The sequence below is a fragment of the Flavobacterium azizsancarii genome (assembly GCF_027980145.1).
GTDB lineage: Bacteria > Bacteroidota > Bacteroidia > Flavobacteriales > Flavobacteriaceae > Flavobacterium > Flavobacterium azizsancarii.
In genome coordinates, this window is the sequence record NZ_JAMZNK010000009.1 from 29230 (window position 1) to 48259 (window position 19030).

The following is a 19030-nucleotide window of genomic DNA, read 5'->3' on the forward strand; positions in this document are numbered from 1 at the left end:
GCGATAAAGTGGCACTTATTTTTGCTAATGATAACTTAATCAGGGATAAGGGAGATGAAGAGATTAGATAAACAATGTCTTATCTGCGGAGACGGATTTCTGCCCAAAAGCGTGACTTCTGTCTACTGCTCAGCTAAATGCAGTAAAAAGGCATACAAACAGAAGATGCTGCAGCTTAAAAAGGAAGCGGAGCTCAAAGCGCTGGCAGATAAAATACCCAAGGACAGGGTCTTTATTTCTGTTGCTGAAGCTGGCATTCTTTTTGGTGTTGCTAAAAGGACCCTTTACCGGCTTGTGAGCGAGGGAAAAATTCCTTCAGTTAATTTAGGAACCCGCCTTGTAAGGATAGACCGCAGAGTCATGAAAGAGATGTTCGGCCCTGCGCGCAGCGTGTCTCAGGCTGAAAGCGCACCGAAGAAAAAATTATACAGCCTTGAAAAAGAAGACTGCTATTCCATCGGTGAAATAGCCCAGAGATTTCAGATATCAGAAGGTTCAGTCTACAATCATATCAGGAAATATTCAATCCCGACCAGACAGATTGGAAAACATGTATATGCCCCCAAAACGGAAATTGATAATTTGTATAACGGAAATGATTTTATATGAATCAATTAGCAAAAACCAAGGTGACTGTGCGTCTTCGAAAAGCAGAAAACCAAAAAGAATGGTATGTTTACATAGAAAGCTATCCTGTTGAGGTTTCCGGAAAGAAAACGCCCCAAAGAATCCGTGAATATTTAAACAGATCCATAACAACAGTGGAGTGGGACAAGAAAAGAACTGCCCGCACAGATGCAGAGGGCATAAAATCCTACAAACCCAGACGCAGCGATAACGGAATTATAATGTGCAGAAGCGAGAGCGACCGTGAAATAATGATCTATGCTGACGCAGTGCGTAAAATCCGGCAGAAAGAATACGATAATATAGATCTGTACAGTGATGCTGATAACCTATTGGCTGAACAGAAAGAGAAAGGAAAAGAGGATTTTATTAAATATCTAGCTGCTGTGGCGGCTAAAAGACACGCCCGAGGTTCAAAATCCATTCAGATCAATTGGGAGCGGACCAAAGAATTTTTAAAAAGCTATTCCAAAGGCAGCCTGATGTTTTCCGAGGTTGACAGCAGAATGGCGGAAGATTTTAAACTGTTTCTGCTGGGTGCCCCGCTCGGAGGAGGCAAAAAAGGACTACTTTCCCGCAACACTGCGGCAAGGTATTTCTCCATTTTTAAAGCAGCTTTAAAACAGGCCTTTATCGACGGATATCTAACAGTTGATTTATCTTCAAAAATAAGAGGCATTCCGGATCAGGAGTCAAGACGTGAGTATCTGACCATTAAAGAATTGAATGTACTGGCATCGGCGACTTGTGAAAAAGACGTCCTTAAAAGAGCCGCACTTTTCTCAGCCCTTACAGGTCTGAGGCACTCCGACATTCAGAAACTCCTATGGAAAGAGATAAGTCTGGAAGATGGTATGGCTAAACTGCATTTTACGCAGAAAAAGACAAAGGGTGTGGAATATATGCCTATTTCCCAGCAGGCCTTCCAACTATGCGGTGAACCACGGCTTCCCGGACAGCTTGTTTTTGAGGATCTGCCAGACCCGTCGTGGATTTCACGCCCTCTGAAAAAATGGGTTCAATCGGCAGGCATTAAAAAAAATATTACCTTCCACTGCTTTCGCCATACATTTGCAACATTGCAGCTATCGAGCGGAACAGACATTTATACGGTCAGTAAAATGCTGGGGCACACCACATGGAAAAAAGCAAAGGAAGATCATCTTTGCCCAGTTGGTCAAATTTGGCATCATTGGGCTCTAAAAGATTACTATCCAAAATATAACTAGTTTTTTAACAGGGATCAATATGGGGTTAGTGAAAAATTCGCTCGTCTCCCAACATGTCTTTTATATTTTTAATATGTTTTTCAGAGATTTTATGATTGCTACCATTCTCGACAGCTGCGGCTAAAATACTAACAACATCACGCTTACTTTTGTATTTTGCTTGGTCGTTTTCTTTAATAATTTTTTTTACAACAGCAATTACTCGTGGTGATTTAGTTAGATATGTATTAGTTGGAATAAAACTGACATCTCTAAATTCGCAGTCTCCAAAAAACACTACCACAGAAAAAAAGGGAATATTTTGAAAATCAGTTTTCTGTGCTTTAAGTTCCTCAACATGTTTTTTATTCTGAAGAATTGGATTATAAAAATAATATTTCTCTTTCCCATAAGCTAAAACCTGTGTCCATTTACTGTGATTTCCATTGCCAAAAATCCATCCGCTATATTTTTTTACTTCAAATACTATAATGCCAACCTTAGTAGCAAGAACTAAATCAATTTGAGAATAATTTCCAAATTTGTTTTTAATATATAAATCGTGAAAAATAGTTTGGGCAGGAAATTTTGCTTTTAGAAGTTTCAAAATTAACTGCCGTTCCGTTTTTGTGCCACGATGACTTTTTGTAACAGTCTCTAATAATTTTTTGTCTCTTATGTACAATAAGATAAAGATCAAAATAGCTAATAAAATTACGCCAACGATTACCATAAAATATCATTTTGAATATCTTCTTAAACATCTGTTTTCAGAATAGCAGTAATAAAGCAATTTCCTTCCCATAAAATGAAGAATAACAACTTTTTTTCTTCTTAATTTGATTTCCAGGTTAATTAAACGAATATAAGAAATATATGTACTAGAATAAATAAACTTTTACCAAAAGTTAAACAGCTCTTTTGAATACAAGTATCAATAGTGTTAGTGCAATGACTATTGTAAAGTCGAAGTACAAGTTACCTTCACAATTGCTTGGATTAAAGGGATTTCAGCAAGAAAAAATAATTATTGTGTAAAATAAATTTATGTTTTTTTCCTTGTTGATTGCTAGTACCTCGATCACTATTATTTTAATCCTCTAATAATAATGGATAGAAGCAGATACATTTTAGAAAAGAACTTTAATTGATTGGCAATAATGAAAGTGACATAAAACAAAAATTATACCGAATTATGAATTAAGATATTGATTTACAGTGTTGAATCACGTATAACTACCTGTGCGGTCCTGCTTTTTTTTGTGTAAAATTGTACTAGTTTTCACATTATAAACTTTAAGCAATTTAAATTCATAACAGGTTATTGTTTTAAAGATTTAATTTTTTTAATACATGCGGTAATTTTAAATAACATACAAAAATGAGAACATCAAACATCAATGCCGGCCTGAAAGTCAATGCAATTGCAGGAACTTATGTTGTAACTCTTGGTTTTAATTTACCTAAAGCAAAATGTGAAGGCCTGTTAGGTTTTTCGATTTTACGTACCGACGACACCGGACGGGCAAAATTTCTAGAGGGAATGAAGTGCTTTAAGGAAACTGATCCCGGTTTCCCTGCCGGCTCATTATATCCTTCTAATGAACATCCTATACAAATATTTCAGTGGGCAGATTATAGTGCTGAGCCATGTAAAACTTATACATATAAAGTTACCGCATTAAAAGGGAGCCCGGTTGACCTGCAGCCTTTTGCTGAATGCTCTGTTGAAGTTACTACCGAAGACCCTAAAGTGGAAAACCAGATTGTGTATTTTAACAGAGGTACGGCCGCTTCGCAGGAATATATGCGAAGATTTGGAGACCTTGTACCTGATAAGGTTCCAAATAATCGAGCTTTTGACTGGCTGTCAAGGGGAGTTTACGAGGCGCTCACTGAATTTATCACTGCCTGCGATCCAGGTAAACATAAATTAAGAATTGCGGCCTATGAACTAAATTATGAGCCATTATTAAAAGTGATTGAAGATACTTATAATAATGGAAATGGTGTCGACATAAAAATCGTTTATGATGCAAAACAAGTGTATCCCGGCGATGTAAATAAAAGTTTAATTGCTTCTCATCATTTAGATCAGGTCAGCACGCCTAGAACGACATATCCTTCTGGTATTTCCCATAACAAATTTATTGTAAAACTTGAGAATGACATACCAGTAGAGGTATGGACAGGTGGAACTAATTTTTCTGACGGAGGAATTTTTGGTCATTCGAATGTGGCGCACGTTGTAAAAGATGGCGCTGTTGCAGACTTGTTTTTTAAATATTGGACTGCTCTTGAAAATGATTACGGGCTTGTGGACCTGATATCATCAGTAGAAGGAATGACTTCAGTACCTCCCTCAGATCTTCCGTCAGGTATATCCGTGGTTTTCAGTCCCAGAAAAAACCTTGACATTTTAAAATATTACGGAAATTTGGCATCAAGGGCCAAGGATGCTCTTTTTATGACTTTTGCATTTGGCATGAACGATATATTTAAAGATGTATATAGGAACTCCTCAGCCGGCTTTCGTTTAGCACTTATGGAAAAAAAGACGCGTCCATATAGGAAAACCGAGGAAGAAAAAAAAATAATTGATGAGAGTCAAATACAGGAACTTAGGAATATGCCTGAAAATGTTTTTGCAGTTGGGAATTTTATCAGGACAAATAAATTTGATGGGTGGATGAAAGAACGGCTCACGGGATTAAACAGTAATGTTAATTATATCCACAATAAATTTATGCTCATTGACCCATTAAGTGACGATCCTATTGTTATTGGAGGTTCTGCAAATTTCAGTGATAACTCTACGCTTAAAAATGACGAAAATATGCTCTTGGTAAGAGGAAATACAAGAATAGCTGATATTTATTTTGGAGAATTCATGCGTTTGTTCTCGCATTTTTCCTTCAGGGAGTCTTTAGAGTGGCGAAATATTGATGAAGCACCCAAACCATTGCGCACGGATGACTGGTGGCAATCCAGTTTTGGAAATACTCCAAATTCAGCAAAAAGAAAATATGTAGCTCAGGTTACCTCGTAAGTCTTACGTTTAACATTTAGAGTGTTTGTTCCGCTCTGCACCATTTTTGTTTTAATGTATTTATCTTGTTTTGTAATAAAACAGAATCATTAATTTCATGTAAGGAGAAAAGTACTATTTTTTAGCCCCGCCCGAACAAATGTCGAACTTTTTTTAGAAGATTTAGAAAAGTTATTGAGCATTCCTATCAGAAGAAATGCTTCATAGCGCCTCATTTTCGTAGCTTTTATATGAGCAATTTATTATTAGTGTTTGAAATGCTAATTGTTATTAAAAAATACTTAGTTGAGATGATGTCGTTACAATCGAGTGCCTTATTCCCATTTTAGAGCGTGTTGATAGCTTGGAACTAGGATTTGATTCGTTAAATTTAGTGCTTCATAAGGAAAATATTTTAAGCTTTTTCATCTTACATAGAAAAAGGGAATAGAAACTAATTCCTGGGATGTCGCTTAGATAAATACATTAAGTATTTAACATTTTTTTTTTTAAAAACATTTTTAAAATGCACTGCATACAAGATAATAAATTTTAGATAACAATAACTGTGAAATGTTCTTTAGTTTAAAAATTTAAAAAACCCATTAAATACTTTACTGTAGTCCTTACCGGAGTTTTAAATATAGGTAAAGTTTTAACGTAAGATTTTAATTAGTTTTATCGATTTATTAGAGATAAAAATCAGAAATTAATACATATATTCGCAAAAATTTTTATTAATGAAAGTACTATTACACCTATTAATATTTTGTTCTTTTTTTAACACTAATCTTTGCGCGCAAAATGAGACTAATATTACCTACGGATTAAAACTCGGAGGAATTTATTCTAAAATCAGTAATCTACCCGAAAGTATTAAAGGCAGAGATAACACTTTTGATAATAGTGTTATGGAAAGCAAAGGTGGCTACGGAATCGAAGGAGGTTTCTTTTTAAACTGTAAACTTTACGATACACGTGTTGCCATTCAGCCGGAACTTTTATTCAGACAGTCTTCTCAAACTGTCAATTATCACGATACTACAGGCAAGGAATTTGAATTACGATTAAATTATTCCTATTTGCAGATTGGAGCTTTATATAAAGTATATCCCTACGAAGGTTTAAATCTAGGATTTGGTGCTTTCTACGGCATCAGTTTATCTCCTAACAATATTACTTATAAATCTAACGAAGCTGGCGGAATGTACGATGTTGCCACCAGACAGTTCTATCAGGATGGTCTTGACGGCGCAGACGATTTTTCATTGTGCTTTGCATTGGGTTATGAATTGCACCAAAGTATTCACTTCGATTTACGGTATTATCTAGGAGTAAAAGATATGGTGAAAAGTAATGCATCTTCTTTTCAGTTTATCGAAAATCAAAACAAAAGCGGAGTATTTAGTTTTTCTTTAGGCTACAGTTTTCATCAATGGTAATTTCAATAAAAAACATGAAAAAAATTATTTTGCTACTACTAGTAGTGAGCACAAAATCTCTATTTGCACAAGGTGACAGAGAAATTACGTATGGTCTTTTTGGTGGCGGTATTTATTCAAAAATGTCAAATCTTCCAGATGTGATAGTACCAAAAGGAATTTATGAAGGATATACTTTAAAAGAAGAAGGCAAATTTGGAGGTACGGCAGGTCTGGTAATCAATTGGAAGTATCCTTATGCCAAAGTAAGTATTCAGACTGAAATATCCTATTCAGGTCAAAGTACCGATTTAAATTATGAAGATATTAAAGGCTTAAAATATAAAATGACTTTTGGTTACAGCTATATCAACGTTGGTGCACAGTTTAAATATTATCCGGTTGAAGGGTTTTATATAGGTGCAGGACCTTATGTTGGATTTAATATTGCCAGTGACAATATTAAATACACCTCGAATGCCCAAGAAATATTTGGTGATTCGGGCACTTATTTTGAACCGGATGCCAATGTGCAAAAAGTACTAAAAGAATCACTTACCGGTAAAAATTATTTCTATGGAATGTTGTCTGCCGGATATGAATTCAGTTCTAAATTATCTATTGGAGCCCGATATACTTTAGGACTTACTGATGCTTTGACAACTGAAGAAAACGGGCATCGTTACAGTGAAAACAAAAACAAAATCAATAGTATTTCACTCATTATTGGGTACTCTTTTGACTTTGATGATCTGGCCAATTTCTAAGGGTAGATTTCATTTTAAAACATACAGAATTATGTATAGAAAGATTTTTTCAGCATTGGTTTTTATAACTCTATCGGCAAGCAATCTGGTTTTTTCTCAGCAAAAAGCATTGCCCGGAGCAGTCATTGATCCGTCTTTTTGGATTAAAACCCGAAACAACGCAGATGCTTATTATTGGGAAAGCCTGACGAAAAAAGAAGGGAAAATATCCGAAAAAAAGCAGACCGGAGCAGCTTTTAATTTCAACCCAAGTATAGTTTTTGACACGGCTCAGGATTCCCTGATCTTACCTTTGGGCATAGAAAGTAAAAGACGTCAGACATTATTTATCGTTTACAAAGTAAAAGACAGTTTGAAAGAACAATTTTTATGGGCGATAAATGATCCGCAAAAAACACTCTCAGTTGCGACCAATAAACGTTTGGTTGATCTAAAAAAATACTCCTATCAATCGTACCCGGAAAAGATAAAACCTCATAAAGCCAACATTCACTTTTTTCAACAGAATGTAACGGATAGTGTTGCAAAGCTATCGTCATTAACGATTGGGCAAAAATCTAAATTTGAGAAATTACCTCCTGAAGAGTTTAAAGGAAATATCAGTGAAATTCTAGTTTACAACAGAGTTTTATCGGGTAAAGAAACCCAGAAAGTAGCCAGTTACCTCGGAATTAAATATGGTATTTCGCTTTCGCAATTTGAAAATAAAAACTACCTCAACAGTCAGGGAGAAACTATTTGGGATATCGACCATCATAAAAATTTTAATTCCTCAATTACCGGAGTTGGAAGAGATGATGCCAGCGGATTACTGCAGCTAAAGAGCAGCAACATGATCGAAGAAGGGCTTTTGACAATAGAACTTAAAAGTAAATCGGGCACAATACCCAATAACTACTTTGCTTTTTGGAGTGATAACGGAAAAAATCTCTTGGTTAAAAAACAGGAACAAGGAGAGCCAATTGGTATTACAAGACAATGGCAATTGGATTTTACAAATCCAAGAGACCTTAGTCTTGACTGGTCTTTTAACCCTGCTTTTGTAAAAGGCACTTTACCCAAAGATACCTATTACTGGTTGTTGGTTGATTATTCCGGTAAAGGAACCTATGACGAAAAAGATTCAGAATATGTTCGTTTGGCAAGCACGTCAAGTACAGAAAAATTGGTTCTAAAAGATTTTAACTGGGACAAACAAAAATCAGGTAAAGCAAAATTTACGCTAAAGGTCGCGCCGGAAATGTTTAGCAGGGTCTGGATAACGGAAGCTACTTGTGGCATATCAGGATCCGGTCAGTTAAATTATAGCATTGAAGGTGGCGAAGCTCCCTTTTCCGTTACCGTTAAAGAAGACGGAAGCGATGTGGTTGTAAAGCAATGGAATCAGGCTGCAAAAAGCATTACAGGATTACAACTTTCCTCTGGAACTTATGATTATATTGTTCGTGACGCAAAAGGAAATTTATACTCGGAAACCGTTTTTGTGGCTGATAAGCAAGGAACATTCCCCAATTTAAAATCAGATTATTTATTGACGGGTGGAAATGCCATAACCCTTGATGCAAGTGCAGGTTTACCAGCAGGAAATTATGAATACCAATGGTTTTATGAAGGCGATTTTATAGACAATAATCCTAAAATTCTAGTCGATCAGCCGGGTAATTACGAACTACGACTATTAAATGGTCAGGAATGTAAAACGGCGACCAAGATTGCTATCGCTACAGATGGAAAAGAAATTACCGATTCGAGTGTAATTATTTTATATCCTAATCCAACTACAGATGGTCATTTTTCTATGGCTATGCAATATCCACACAAGACAGATGTAAATATTAGTATTTACTCTCTGACAGGATCTATTATAAAACAAAAACACCTTACTCAAATAGAAACTTATTTGTATGATGATACTATCAATAGTTCATCGGGAATGTATCTGGTGTCTGTTAGTTCAGAATTTGGCACAAAAACCTTTAAAGTTATTGTGAAATAATTCATTCCATTTTGGCAAAATAAACTTTGTAGAAATGATTTAAATAAACGTTTGGGTAAATTGATTATCTTCTTTATGAAAAATAAAATTATAATACTTGTATTTTTAATTGGTTCGTTTTTGTTCGCAGCAAATTTTGGACCTTATAAGATAGCTTCCTTTTTTACTAAAAATGCTTCTGAAAAAGAATCAGCGGTTTCAAAAACAGATTCAACAGCAATTCTTAAGACTGAAAATAAAACTGTAAAATCATTTTCGGCAGATATTACAGAAGGAATCATCGGTGTCGCCGACGCATCCGCTGCGGATGATGCTTATGATAACGTTTTTCATTTTAAAGTAGATGCTTTACCTGCAAATGGAGAGAGTGCTTATTTAGAATACGAATTATACGGATACGATCAGGCAGCTTCGATTTCAAGAAGTTTAAACAATCAGCCCAGTATTGGAGGTCAATTTTTATCTCAAAATAAAAACTGGACAAAACAATCGGAATTACTTTCTGAAAAATTATTACGTGCCGGAGATAACGTTTTGCTATTTACAGCTCCTGAAGGTGTTTCAAATTCATATAAAATCAGGAATGCACACATTGTTTATAAAACAGTACTTCCTTCAAGTGATTTTACATTATTAAGATTCGAGAATATGCTATACATCAAAGGAACCAATATACCTTCTCAGATAAAAAAAATTAGTATTGGCGGAATTGATATTGATCTTAATCAACCGGAATTTGAATTAATTTTTGATGCAGCAACAATAGGAAAATCAATTGTGGTTACTAAGGAAACAATTACGGGAGTTATCGTTAAAGAAAAATTAGAATTAAAGCATTTTTCCAAGGTGGATCGTTTCAGACCTATTGAAAATGCAAAAGAACGCATTTTTAAAACTATTGATTTTCAAACTAATAATACACTTTTGTATAAGAATTTTTTAGCTATTTTTCCTGTTGGAGCTCTTAAAAACAATATAACTGTATCTGTTAGCGGTTTAAGAAAAATAGACATTGCACCGCTTAACTCTTCAATGGTGAATGTTACCGGAATAAATGCAGGTTTTAGATTATTGCCACATGGAACTATTTTTGAAAAAGCCGTAACCTTATCAATACCGTATGATAAGAAAATAATTCCGGAAGGATATACAGAGAAAGATATTAATGTTTTTTATTTTGATGACAACAAACGTCTTTGGCAAGAAATTGCAAAAGATTCATTGGATATTAAACAGGGAATAATTAAGGCTAAAACAACACATTTTACCGATTTTATTGCTGGTATTGTAAAAATGCCTGAATCTCCAGAAACTTCGGGTTATACTTCAACGAGCATCAAAGATCTAAAAGCGGCAAGTCCGCTCGTTGGGATTCAGTCTATAGAGACGCCTTCTGCAAATGGAAGAGGAACAGCAAGTACAGCTTTTTCTATTGTAATTCCAAGCGGAAGAGGCGGAATGCATCCATCATTAAATCTGCAATATGATAGTGACGGCGGGCACAGCTGGACAGGTATGGGCTGGGATATTTCGGCTCCGGCAGTAAGTATCGAAACCCGCTGGGGAGCACCAAGATATGATGCCGCTAAAGAAACAGAAACATATTCGATTGCCGGTGAAGCCTTGATTCCGAATTCACACAGAGCAGAATGGACTGGAAGAACTACTGACAAACAATTTTATCCAAGACGTGAAAGCGCTTTTCATCAGATCATCCGTAAAGGATCTTCACCTAAAAACTATTATTGGATAGTAAAAGATAAAAGTGGTACTGCTAGCTATTATGGAGGTACAACTTCAGGACTTGCAACAAATGGTATTTTGCAGGATGCAAACGGGAATGTCGGATATTGGGCACTTTGTCTTCAGGTTGATTTAAATGGAAATACTGTAGAATACGAGTATGACAAACGCGATGGGGGGATGTATCTTAAAAAAGTCTATTATACAGGGTTTGGTTCTCAAAAAGGAAATTACAGTGTCACGTTTGTAAAAAATGGGGATTTAGGAGAAGCAAATCGCCCTGACGTTCAGGTTTCAGCGCGATTGGGTTTCAAACAGTTATACAATCAATTACTACGAAAAATAGAAGTACGATTTAAAAATGAAATGATTCGCAGTTATGAATTGCAGTATAAAGAAGGTGCTTTTAAAAAGACTTTACTAGAATCAATTTCAGAATATGATTCGGAGTCAAACTTATTTTATACCAATAAATTAGATTATTTTGATGATATTCGAGATGCTTCAGGAAAATATAATCCATTTGGACCGGAACAGACTTGGAGTGTACCAAACGATAATTTGAAAAATAGTTCAATTCCATCATTCAGTGATGCATTGTTTTCTGGAAAACACTCATTAGTAAGTAGTACCGAGGGCTCAACGACAGGTATCAGCTACAGACTTGGAATAGGTTTAGCAACCAATGCAGGAAGCCTTAAAGGATTTACTGTTGGAGGGCACGGAGGAAATAGTTGGGGAACATCTGATACTACTGTTACATTAGAAGATTTAGACGGTGACGGACTACCGGATAAAGTATTCAAAAATAAAAATGGAGTTTACTACAGAAAAAATCTTGCAGGCTCAGGACAGTTGGCTTTTGGAGAATTGCAGGAAATTAATATTAGTGATGTTGGATTTTCTAAGTCCACTTCATTCAATTGGGGTGTCGATTTAAATTTAAAATTTGGAAATATTGGTTACGACCAGCAGCGTTCGACCAATAAAACCAAGGCTTATTTCATGGATTTTAATGGAGACGGACTAATAGATTTCGTGCGAAACGGACAGGTATATTATAACCGATTAGAAAACGGAATCCCGACCTTTAAAACTACTAGTACTGGTACTCCGTCACCTGTTTTTGGAGGTGGAAATGTAACTATTCCGGGTGTAAGTACAATTCCGATTGAAGAAATAGAAAAACAAAATCCGCTGCATGATGTTGTGCGTATGTGGGAAGCTCCTGTAAAAGGAATTATTTCTATTTCGCATCAATATCAATTAGTGCAGGAATCAACGCCCGAAAGAATAAAAGCTCGGGCAGAATATGTCAACAATGCCGGTGAAGATAAAGCAGACGGTGTTCATTTATACTTTCAAAAAGGAACACAATTACTTTGGAACGAAGCCATTGGTGCAACAGATTATAATATCAAAACCAAGCAAAATACTGCAGTTTCTGTCGAAAAAGGAGAGCGTTTGTATTTTAGGGTAAGTGCTGTACGAGACGGAAATTTTGATGCGGTTATTTGGGACCCGATTATTACTTATTCGACGGTTAAGCAATTCGACAGGGATATAAATGGAAATTTAGTTAATGCCGATTTTGCAGTTCCTGTAGCGCTAAAAGATGCCAATTTATATTCACTAGCAACATATAAGGCGAGTTCTGATTTTTTCAGCAGTTCTATCGCAGGAAAAGCTATTCCGGTAGCAGGAAATGTTTTGTTTAAAGGAATATTAAATAAGCCCGTTACGTCAGATCATATTAGGTTTGTGATAACTAAAAATTATTTGGAACAAACCAGCCCTTCGGTAATTTTATTTGAAAAGACTTTTCTAGCAAATGAAGTTGCTGCTTTTAATTTAGCATCTATAAATCTGCCTGCCTTTGAAGCTCAAACACAGGTGACCATGGCATTAGAAACGCAAACCAATATCAATTGGCAAAGCATTTCTTTTGCTCCAAGCGTTACAGTACCAGCCATTCCGGGTGGAGTTGCGGAGGAAGTTCCAATGGAAGTTTCTCATTTGCTGTATAACAAAAGAGAAGGAAATTATAACATTCCAGGGGTTAGTTCAACGGTTAACGGAAAAGTTAAACTAAATATATTACCACAGGATTTAGTGCTGGCATCTCCTTTTCCTCCCGGAACCGTTAATAATTATAATGGAGAAGTAATTATTTCGGCCAAACAAAATAATGTGCTGTTAGCGCGTAAACGCTACCAGCTCACCACGGGAACATTGACAGAAGTAATCAATACTTTTGATAATGCAGTGGTTTACCCTGATGCGGTGGCAGGAATTCCAATTCAGTTAGAAACCACAGTTTCAAATCCGCTTTGTGTAAATATTCTTAGAAATTATCCAAAAATAAATGCCCTTAATCTTCAGGTTCAGGTTATTGATTTAAAAGATATAGCAAATCTGACGGATGATGTGGTGTGGAATGCTGCTACAAACGATTTTGCGATATACAGCCTTTTAAATCCTGATGAACGAACACTAGGTCTATATCAACGCAATTGGGGAGGATTTGTTATAAACGGAAATCTTGCTACAAATACAATAGACCAGAATAAACTAAAACAATCAGACGCTTATAATACAGAACCTGATTTAAATAATACAGATCCTGAAAATTATGATGGAAAAGGATACGAAATTGCCGATAGCTATTTTGTTTCTTTAAATCCTTCGTATGCAAAAACGAAATTGGAAGGATTGGAAGAGTCTATATTTATAAAAGGACCAATGATTGGAACTTCAAGATTAGGAGAAGATGATATTTCAGATTATACGGACTTTTCTTTGCCAACTTTGGCGGGCGGAAGCACCTCGGCTCTTGATATGATCAGCGAAAGCAAAAGTAAAAGTATCTCAGCAGGGGTTTCCGTAGGTCCGGGTAATTTAGGTTACAGTAAATCTATTGATGGCGATTCGTATGTAACCCAGACCATGAGCGACTTTAATGGTGACCGATTCCCAGATTATATACGAGGAGAAAATGTCCAGTTGACAATACCTGTTGGAACTGTTTCTGATGAAGTAATTAATTTAGGAGACAATTTCAGTCATTCTAAAACAAGTTCTGAAGGACCTAATTTTGGCGGAAGTTATAGCCATGGTGCACCATCCAATTCATTGAGTGTAACTATTGGAAAAGCAAGCGTTAAAAAAGATTCAGCAGAAGGTACAGCTTCAAAAGAAGCTGAAAAAGGAGGAAACAGTATTTCTGTAAGTGCTTCTCAAGGGAAAGGTGAAGACCGCTCGACAATGCTACACAGTGATATTAATGGCGACGGATTACCCGATAAAATATTAGACTCCGGAGATGTTTTTTTAAATACAGGATATGGTTTTTTACCAGTCGAAAATTGGAATTTTAATACTTTAAATAAAGGTAATTCAACGGATTGGAGCGCCGGTTTAGGTTTTAGTATTAAACAGGGATCGATTTCCGGAGGGGCTAATTATGCCCGATCTCAATCAGATAGTGATGAATCTTTTATGGATATTAATGGGGACGGGCTCGCCGATAAAATAAGATATGTGGGCAATACCATGTTGGTTTCGTTAAACTTAGGGAGTTCTTTTGATGCGCCAATTGTTTACCCAAGATTTGCCGAAATGAACCAAAATAAAGGAGTAAGCTACGGAATGAATGCAAATTTTTCATTTGATATTATCGTTTGGCTACTTCGTATTACTCCAACTGTTGGAGCAAGTAAGGGATGGAGTACAAACCGTTCTGAAGGTACTTTTACGGATATTGATGGTGATGGAAATTTGGATTATGTCGTTTCAAAAGATGATGGTCACTTAACTGCACAATTATCAAATATCAAAAGAACCAACAAATTAAAAAGTGTTACAAACGGTGCAGGGAATAGTTATGTTGTAGATTATGAATTATTAAAGCCAAGTTATGAAAATCCTTCGGCAAAATGGGTTTTACAATCTGTTGACGTTTTTGACGGACATGTTGGTGATGGTATCGATCATTCGATCAGTAAATTTAGATATGAAAATGGGTATCAGGACCGTCGTGAAAGAGAATTTTATGGTTTTGAAAAAGTAATTGAAGAGGAAATTGATGCTGCTGATAATTCACTTTTCTCAACAACCGTTCAGGAATTTTACAATCAGGACTATTTCAGAAAGAATCTTTTAAAACGTAGTTATATTGTAGACAAGAACGGAAAAATGCGTAAAGAGTCTGAAAACGAGTACAGTTTAATTGATGTGACGACGCAGGCAAATATCCCGGTTTCAGAATTGAATTTGCCTTCGTGTGATGACAAACGTATTTTTGTCGGATTAATTCATGCCAATCAAAAAATATACGAAGGAGGAAGTGAATATTTAGAAACAAATACGTTTAATACCTATGATGCTAATGGAAATATTATTCAGTACGAAGATCTAGGAAACGGTTCTGCTGCTGATAAGGTGACAGCAAAAATAAGTTATTATGAAAGTACAACACCTTATTATGGTGGTATAGCAAAACAATTAGAAGTTTTTACTACCGAAGGTTTACGTCGTAAAAGAGCCACAACAATCAATACCACAACAGCAGAAGTAACGCAAATTAAAAATTATAGTGCAGCAGATAAAATTGCCGTTACTGACATCGCCTATGATACTTACGGTAACCTCGAAAAAATCACCGGACCTGTAAACCACAAGGGTCAGCGTATGACATTAGAGTATGTACATGATGCAGAAAATCATCAATACATGACTGAAATTAAAGATGCGTTTGGCTACCAAAATAAAGTAGAATTTGATTATCGTTTTGGCACACCGCTTAAAACGACAGATCGTAATGATCAAAGTACTATTTATACGATTGATGCAAAAGGACGAACATCGACTATTAAAGCACCTTACGAAATTGCTTCTGGGAGAGCCTATACAATTGCTTACGAATATTTTCCAGAAGCAAAAGTTCCTTATGCCAAAACTAGAAATTATGATCCTGAACTAGGCAAAGACATTGAAACATATACTTATACAGATGGATTAGGAAGACCTTTGCAAGTTAAAAAAACCGCAAGTTTATTTACACAGCCAGGCAGTCCGGATCAGGAAGCGCATGTAGTTTCAGGAAAAATAGTTTATGATGGATTGGAAAGACCAATAGCGACCTATTATCCAACAACGACTATTACAATAGATAACAACTTTAGTACAGCGCTGTCAAATATAGCTCCAACTAAAACTGATTATGATGAAGTAGGGAGGCCTATAAAAGTGACATTGCCAGACGGAAGTACTAGTACAACTGTTTATGCTATTTTAAATTATGACGGACTGCCTGTATTAAGCACCACGCAAACAGATGCTTTAAACAGAACAAGCCAGACTTATGCAGATGCTACGGGCCAAAATGTTGCGGTTATACAAAATGATTTAATTACAAAGATCGAAACTAATGCGTTAGGAGAAACAATTAAGGTAACTGACGCTATGGATCATACTACCAAAATTAGTTACGACTGGATAGGAAAACGAATTGACTTTACACATCCTGATGCGGGAACAACAACCATGGAATATGACTTGGCAGGTAACTTAACCAAACGTATAACCCAAGATTTAAAAAACACAGTTCCAAATGGCGGTGCAATAGAATACGTTTATAATTATAACCGCCTGGAAACAATAAAATATCCTAAAAACCCTCAGAATAATGTACAGTATAATTATGGCAAAGCCGACGGAACTCCATCTCGACGCGGCAGGCTATGGTTTGTTCAGGATGCAACAGGCGGTCAGGAATTTTTCTTTGGAAAACTGGGCGAGATAGAGAAAGAAATACGTACTCTTCGCATTACAGCTACTGATGTGCAGACTTACATTTCGCAATTTGAATATGATACTTGGAATCGAATTCAAAAAATGACTTATCCAGATGGAGAGGTTGTAGAATATACTTATAACCGTGCAGGAAATCTGCACAGCATGCAAGGTAAAAAAGAAAGTCATACCTACGATTATGTCAAACAATTGAGTTATGATGAATTCGAACAACGTAAATATCTAAAGTACGGTAACGATACCGAAACCAATTATACCTATGATGCTGTAATGAGAAGATTACAACAGCTTCAGGTAAAAAGCGGTGTCAGGGTAGTCATAAACAATTCATATGGCTATGATTTGGTTGGAAACGTATTGAATATTAAAAATACAGCTCCAATAATAAACAATACCTTAGGAGGAACATCTTCACAAGAATACCAGTATGATGATTTTTATAGATTAAAATCTGCAAAAGGAACTTATCAAGGTGAATTTACAAAAGCGAATTATGAGCTTAATATGACGTATAATAAAATACATAGTATTACGAAAAAAGATTTGCTACATACTGTAAATAACGAGCAAAAAGGTTATGTTTTGGATTACAAGTATGATAACGAACTGCATCCGCATGCGCCCAATAAAATTGCAGAAGCTGCAAAACAAGATCCGCGTGAATATGTATACGATGGAAACGGAAATCCAACCAGTTATACTGAAACCCAAAGTTTCAGGAAAATGACATGGGACGAAGAAAACCGTTTGATGGGTATTAATGATAATGGAAGAATTTACCAATATTCTTATGATAGTAACGGAGAACGTGTAATTAAAAGTTCAGGCGACTCTCAGAACGTGGCAATCAATGGTGAAAATGCCGCCACAATTATACATACTGACGATTATACGGGCTATGTAAGTCCTTATTTTGTTATAACAAAAGGTAAATTTACAAAACATTATTTTGAAGGAAGCGGGCGTATTGTTAGTAAACTTGGTAACGGAACTTTTGCACAACCTTTAGGTTTAACTGCAGGAGGAGTTAATTACACTAATCTTACTGCTGAACAGCAAAAAGTTCTAGATGCATATGTGAGAAGTCTTGGATTACCGCCGGGACCTCCAACACAGCAAGGAATTTATGCTACGCCGGAATTTACCGGAAATCCATATCCTAGTGAGGTGCTTAAGCCTGTTGAGGAAAATCAGGAGCCTCCGGAAGGATGGCCAAGAAATCCTATTTTTAATGCGCCGGGAGATGTTCCTGGACCGCCTGTGCAATTTGGTCCGCCAATAGAGCCAACAACTGTAAAAGCCGGAGAAGGTTTTACAGGAATCGGACTGCCTGAGAATGATATTTTTTATTTTCACGCCGATCATTTAGGAAGTACTTCTTATATTACAGCCAAAAACGGTTCTATTTCACAGCATGTGGAGTACATCGCTTTTGGAGAGGTATTGTTTGAGGAGCATTCAAGTTCGTTTTCTAGCCCTTATTTGTTTAATGGGAAGGAATTAGATAGAGAAACGAATCTCAGCTATTATGGAGCGAGATATTTGGATATGAAGGCTAGTTTATGGCTGAATGTCGATCCATTAATGATGAAAGAAGACTTTTTTGATGAGCCTGAATCTACAAACGGAGGTGCATTTAATTCATTTAACTTAGCGTCTTATACGTTCTCATACAATAATCCTGTAAAATACATAGATCCGGATGGAGAATGCCCTAATTGTGCAACCGCTGCCGCAGGAGCATTGATAGGAGGAATTATAGGCGGAGCCATAGAAGCAGGAACTCAATTATACAAAAATGGAAAAGTAGATAATTGGAGAGCAGTTGGTGGTGCTGCTGTACAAGGTGCTGTAGTAGGAGGTGCTGCCGGATTTACCGGAGGTGCAAGTTTACTCGTAACAGCTGGTGTTTCAGGAGGGGCTAATGCTGTTGGAGGCGCTGCAAGCAGAGCTATTCAAGGACAAAAAACCACAATTAGAGATGTAGTTGTTGATGGTACTGTTGGTGCTGTTTTAGGTGCCGGAGGTAAATTAGTTGGTAATGCTGTTAAAAATTCAACAAACAATTTGTCCAGAAGTGCTAAAGGAAAATTGGGAGAAGCGATTTCCGAAATAAAATACAAAGGTAGGGGTTATGTTAGTCAAGGTAAAGCTGAAGTTTTGACTGGGGGCAGAACTCCGACTGGCAGACAAGCTAAAGCATTATTTGACCATGATATGAAAAATATATTTACAGGACGAAAACTAATAGTCGAAAGTAAGTTTAATACATCTGGATTAACAAGAAATCAAAGCACTGCAATTAATAGAGGTACAAATGTTATAATAGACAGAACTACAAGCCAGGGTCTTGGAAATGCTGCAAAAACAGCAACCGTTGGCGCAGGTGGTGGAGTTGCTGCACAAAGAAACACAAAAAATTAAAT

At 36.3% G+C, this 19030-nt stretch carries 8 protein-coding genes; 7 read left to right on the forward strand and 1 reads right to left on the reverse strand.

Translation table 11 applies throughout. From position 1 onward, the window contains the following. Positions 1 to 54: 54 nt before the first annotated feature. A complete protein-coding gene (locus NJT12_RS07760; RefSeq protein ID WP_271335313.1) occupies positions 55 to 609 on the forward strand; it encodes a helix-turn-helix domain-containing protein in 555 nt (184 codons plus the stop codon). Next, positions 606 to 1856: a site-specific integrase gene (locus tag NJT12_RS07765; RefSeq protein ID WP_271335314.1), complete on the forward strand. Its 1251-nt coding sequence runs from the start codon at positions 606 to 608 to the stop codon at positions 1854 to 1856. The genes NJT12_RS07760 and NJT12_RS07765 overlap by 4 nt, the downstream gene beginning before the upstream one ends. Positions 1857 to 1881: 25 nt before the next feature. Here the strand turns inward: NJT12_RS07765 and NJT12_RS07770 are convergent, their stop codons facing one another. Continuing rightward, the gene (locus NJT12_RS07770) at positions 1882 to 2568 is read right to left on the reverse strand and encodes a nuclease-related domain-containing protein (RefSeq protein ID WP_271335315.1); all 687 of its coding nucleotides are present in this window, start codon (positions 2566 to 2568) and stop codon (positions 1882 to 1884) included. A gap of 648 nt (positions 2569 to 3216) precedes the next feature. Here NJT12_RS07770 and NJT12_RS07775 point away from each other — a divergent pair. From NJT12_RS07775 to NJT12_RS07795, 5 genes are all read left to right on the forward strand, one after another. Continuing rightward, positions 3217 to 4884 carry a phospholipase D-like domain-containing protein gene (locus NJT12_RS07775; protein WP_271335316.1) on the forward strand — a complete coding sequence of 556 codons (1668 nt, stop codon included), beginning with the start codon at positions 3217 to 3219 and terminating at the stop codon, positions 4882 to 4884. A gap of 719 nt (positions 4885 to 5603) precedes the next feature. After that, complete coding sequence (locus NJT12_RS07780; protein ID WP_271335317.1) at positions 5604 to 6305, forward strand: outer membrane beta-barrel protein; 702 nt, start codon at positions 5604 to 5606, stop codon at positions 6303 to 6305. Positions 6306 to 6319: 14 nt separating this feature from the next. Continuing rightward, positions 6320 to 7051, forward strand: a complete 732-nt coding sequence (locus NJT12_RS07785; protein ID WP_271335318.1) for an outer membrane beta-barrel protein — start codon at positions 6320 to 6322, stop codon at positions 7049 to 7051. Between the two features lie 31 nt (positions 7052 to 7082). Next, the gene (locus NJT12_RS07790; RefSeq protein ID WP_271335319.1) at positions 7083 to 9047 is read left to right on the forward strand and encodes a T9SS type A sorting domain-containing protein; all 1965 of its coding nucleotides are present in this window, start codon (positions 7083 to 7085) and stop codon (positions 9045 to 9047) included. Positions 9048 to 9122: 75 nt separating this feature from the next. Further along, positions 9123 to 19028, forward strand: a complete 9906-nt coding sequence (locus NJT12_RS07795; protein ID WP_271335320.1) for a SpvB/TcaC N-terminal domain-containing protein — start codon at positions 9123 to 9125, stop codon at positions 19026 to 19028. The last annotated feature ends 2 nt before the right edge of the window (positions 19029 to 19030 follow it).

Bases quoted from the DNA above. Each gene is read 5' to 3' on its own strand.
- NJT12_RS07760 (WP_271335313.1), top strand. From the start codon at position 55: ATGAAGAGATTAGATAAACAATGTCTTATCTGCGGAGACGGATTTCTG.
- NJT12_RS07765 (WP_271335314.1), top strand. From the start codon at position 606: ATGAATCAATTAGCAAAAACCAAGGTGACTGTGCGTCTTCGAAAAGCA.
- NJT12_RS07770 (WP_271335315.1), bottom strand. From the start codon at position 2,568: ATGGTAATCGTTGGCGTAATTTTATTAGCTATTTTGATCTTTATCTTA.
- NJT12_RS07775 (WP_271335316.1), top strand. From the start codon at position 3,217: ATGAGAACATCAAACATCAATGCCGGCCTGAAAGTCAATGCAATTGCA.
- NJT12_RS07780 (WP_271335317.1), top strand. From the start codon at position 5,604: ATGAAAGTACTATTACACCTATTAATATTTTGTTCTTTTTTTAACACT.
- NJT12_RS07785 (WP_271335318.1), top strand. From the start codon at position 6,320: ATGAAAAAAATTATTTTGCTACTACTAGTAGTGAGCACAAAATCTCTA.
- NJT12_RS07790 (WP_271335319.1), top strand. From the start codon at position 7,083: ATGTATAGAAAGATTTTTTCAGCATTGGTTTTTATAACTCTATCGGCA.
- NJT12_RS07795 (WP_271335320.1), top strand. From the start codon at position 9,123: ATGAAAAATAAAATTATAATACTTGTATTTTTAATTGGTTCGTTTTTG.